The 3304-nt window shown below is 55.1% G+C and carries 4 protein-coding genes and 1 pseudogene; all 5 read right to left on the bottom strand.

All coding sequences use genetic code 11. The features are described 5' to 3' along the window. Window positions 1–82: 82 nt before the first annotated feature. Window positions 83–175, bottom strand: a pseudogene (locus JZX87_RS30865) (type II toxin-antitoxin system RelE/ParE family toxin); the annotation flags it as partial. Further along, a complete protein-coding gene (locus JZX87_RS30860; protein WP_206829635.1) occupies window positions 175–429 on the bottom strand; it encodes a type II toxin-antitoxin system ParD family antitoxin in 255 nt (84 codons plus the stop codon). The pseudogene JZX87_RS30865 and the gene JZX87_RS30860, both read right to left, overlap by 1 nt. A 120-nt stretch (window positions 430–549) precedes the next feature. Then, window positions 550–1086: a ribonuclease H family protein gene (locus JZX87_RS30855; RefSeq protein WP_286195231.1), complete on the bottom strand. Its 537-nt coding sequence runs from the start codon at window positions 1084–1086 to the stop codon at window positions 550–552. Then, window positions 1076–1969 (bottom strand): alpha/beta hydrolase, encoded by an 894-nt coding sequence (locus tag JZX87_RS30850; protein ID WP_206829633.1) that lies wholly within the window; start codon window positions 1967–1969, stop codon window positions 1076–1078. Before JZX87_RS30850 ends, JZX87_RS30855 begins: the two co-directional genes overlap by 11 nt. Before the next feature lie 633 nt (window positions 1970–2602). Further along, window positions 2603–2890, bottom strand: a complete 288-nt coding sequence (locus JZX87_RS30845; protein WP_206829632.1) for a hypothetical protein — start codon at window positions 2888–2890, stop codon at window positions 2603–2605. Window positions 2891–3304 lie beyond the last annotated feature (414 nt).

The following is a 3304-nucleotide window of genomic DNA, read 5'->3' as shown; positions in this document are numbered from 1 at the left end:
GGCGCTTGTAACTGACTGGCGAGATGGTCATGCACGTGCGTCTATCGCAACCGCTCCTCACAAGGCGTTACCGTGACATCGCCCGTTTGGCAGCAAGTGCACCGAAAACGCGGATGCCTTCTTCCGCGATGGAAATGATATCCTCTTCCGCTTGGACCGATAGGCTGAACGGCATCAGTCGCGTCCGCGACTGATCTCTGCTCGCGCTGTGGCTACAGCAAACAGCTCGTCCGCCGAATGGCTTCCAACGCCGCTTTCAATACCGTCGTCGACAAAGCGCTGCATCTCGGCAACCTTGTCCGTACGAGCTTGGTCTCTGCGTATCAAATCTCTGACGTAATCACTCGCATTGGAGTACCTACCGGTCTTGGCTTGAGCTTCAACCCGATCTTTCATGGGGTCCGGCAGGGATACATTCATCGTCGCCATTCGGGTCTCCTAGATAGGCTAAAGATACCTGTCGATGGCAAAATTTTTCAAATCGACTATGAGTCTCGATCAAGCTCTTGAACCGATACGAACCGCCAACCCCGTAATTCTCCTGCTGCGTCAGCTGAAATCGTAAGCCTTTGGGTCCGTCGGAAACGACCACGCAGGTTCCTTTACAACGGCCCGCGCCAGAATGTCAGCTCTCACATTGCCGGGAGTGGCAGCATGTCCCTTGCACCATTTGATGTGGACAATGGAATTGCGCTCGAGTAACGCATCGAGCTGCCGCCAAAGATCGGCGTCCGGAATGCGTCTGCGACGAGCATGAACGTTGGCATTTATTCGCTTCCAACCGTTCGTCCGCCAGATCTTTCGCCAACGATGACAACCCTCCATGACGTGAAAAGAGTCTGTCCACAGCACAACGTCTCTGGCTGCCGCAGTAGTTTCGATCCATGTAAGGGCCTTGATCATCGCAAGCACCTCGAACCCGTTGTTGCCTGTCCCGGTTTGGCGACCGCGTTCATCGTGAATTTCCGTGCCATCCTCCATGACCACAAAAGCCCAGCCTCCCCGACCGGCTAGAGGGTCGAATGAACCGTCGGTGTAAACGTGAATACCATTGATCGGATCCGCGAAGAATACATTACTGAGCAAGGATTGCACCCCCGAGTCTGAACGGCGCCGAGATCGCGCCGCCCACTCCATTCAATACGACCGCACCGGTTCCCGCTACAGGATTTGAGAAGCCTTGCCGTAACTGCGGATAGACAGCTGCCAGTGATGCAAACCGATCATGGTTGGTGCCGTTCAGCGAGGGGATCTTTGATATGTCGACGATATCGAGATTTTCCGCTATGGCGAGTTCTCGCGTTCTTGGATCATCGATATCCAGCGAGCCCGCTGTCGCGGCGGATCCTGCGAGCCGTTTGGAGAGTGCCAGTGCAATGTCGTCCTTCGACGCCAGTACGACAATTGGCTTAGTAAGCCTGTCAGTGACCGACAATTGTTTGCGTAATAGGTCGATGTCGATGTCAGGCGCCGCAAGAACCAGCTGATCGATCGCGTGAATAACCTCCGTCTTCCCCATGAGCGACAATTGCCGGATCGACTCGACTGCCAGCCACGCACCCATGCTGTGCGCCATAATCGTGGGACGCACGCCGGCGGCCGAGAGATTTGACAGGACCTGCGCGAAGTCGTCCCGCGCGAAAGCGGCCGAATCCTTGTCAGCGACATAGCCCGTTACCTCTGCCTGCGATGGCCAATCGAAAAGAATGGCCCTTTCCTTGACCTTCGAATCTGCCGCCATCTGCGCCAGTCGGAACAGCGCTTCCTGATGGCTGTAATTGTAGCCATGTACAAAGATACCCGCACGGCCGTAGGTAGGCGATACGGACACCCCACGCGCAAGCCTCGCGAATTCATTAGCTGTCAGTTCACGTCTGCCGATGACCGCGAATGATGTATGAGGATCGGGCTTGGAGACAGGCCACTCGATCTTCGATAGCTGATGTGTAGGCGGAATGGAGATGGTCACTTCGGAGTACCGCAAGCGATCACCTCGCCCCGCAGTATAGGCCCCGCTCTTGTCACTGTCCGGAACGCGGTCAGTCGCGACGAGGATTGCAACACGCGTCGCGTGATTTACAGGTGCGACCACCTTCAGGGTTTCGGGTCCCGGACGGGCGCAGGAGGAAAGCGCCGAAATGGTAACAAGGAGCAGGAATATGATACGCAAAGGGCGGAACTCGTGAATCAGATAGCGAGATCTAATCCCAATCGCGTTTCTAAGACGAGGCGGAAAAAAGGGAAAAGAGTATTTTTCCACTGTGGGGCCCTTGCGGGGCGCATTTCGCTATCCGGTCCGCCGCACGTCGTGATCGGCTGCATTCAATGCATTGGGGTTAAGCGAGGTTACCAGTAAGCCAACGCGGGACCGCCAGGACATGGCAGTGGGCCAGTATTCGCCGAAACCTCCTGATTCGTCGTTCTCCACGATCCAAATCTCAAGACCCCGCGAACGAAACTGCTCTTTCCTCTCTGTCGGGGGACAGATCTTAGTCCGCCACGAGTATGCTTCATAAGCCCAGGGGTTGGACGTCATTGGACGTCCAGATTCTATACGGCGTTATCATTGCGAGCTCGAGAACAGTCCAATGCCGCTCACCATTCATCTTGAGCAAGCTTTGACGCTCAGCGGCTGCTCGTCGAACACGGAATGTTCGGCCATCTTCGGGCTATGCGCGAGGTCTTTGAGGCCCTTGTGCCGCTCCGCTGCGCAAAGCAAATCTGTGACGGACGAGTGGCCTTCCCGAAACAACGTGATCAACACTGCAGCAGCGATCTCCCGATCAGGGTCGAGTCGTGAGATGTAATTGATCTCGCACCATTCTTCCAACGCGGTATGGAGGATATTGAGTTCTGCCGGTCCAAACTTGGTTTCGAGAAAATTGCGCATGTCATTGTTCGTATCAGTTTTGAGCGCGATATGGGACCGCCGGATAGAGTTTCAAGGAAGAGATGCCTGTCGGTGAAAGGCAAATTTTGAATTCGCATAATCTTATAGAAGCCTTGGCTTCCATCCCTCTTCCCCGCGAACTTTTACCCTTGAGCACCTGCATAACATAGAAGGCTTCGGTGACAAACGCTCCGTCTTCCGTGTTTGGGACAGACATCGCACACGGACGCCGGAGACCGGCGAGGCTTCGTCTATTGCCAAGGCCGAAGGGGAAGCTTTCCTCAACATGCACAGATTAGGCGATGTCACCTTAACTTGAATTCGGATGCGTGGGATGCTTCTGCCTTGAGGATCGATCTCAGGCCATGGCTTCGGCTGCAACTTTCCACTCTGCGATCGCCTGGATACGGTGAA

Source organism: Agrobacterium sp. Ap1 (genome assembly GCF_017313375.1).
In the GTDB taxonomy this organism is placed as follows: domain Bacteria; phylum Pseudomonadota; class Alphaproteobacteria; order Rhizobiales; family Rhizobiaceae; genus Neorhizobium; species Neorhizobium cellulosilyticum.
The sequence above is the reverse complement of the archived record's forward strand: the minus strand, read 5'-3'. Positions and strand labels throughout refer to the sequence as shown.

Bases quoted from the DNA above. Each gene is read 5' to 3' on its own strand.
- JZX87_RS30860 (WP_206829635.1), bottom strand. From the start codon at position 429: ATGGCGACGATGAATGTATCCCTGCCGGACCCCATGAAAGATCGGGTT.
- JZX87_RS30845 (WP_206829632.1), bottom strand. From the start codon at position 2,890: ATGCGCAATTTTCTCGAAACCAAGTTTGGACCGGCAGAACTCAATATC.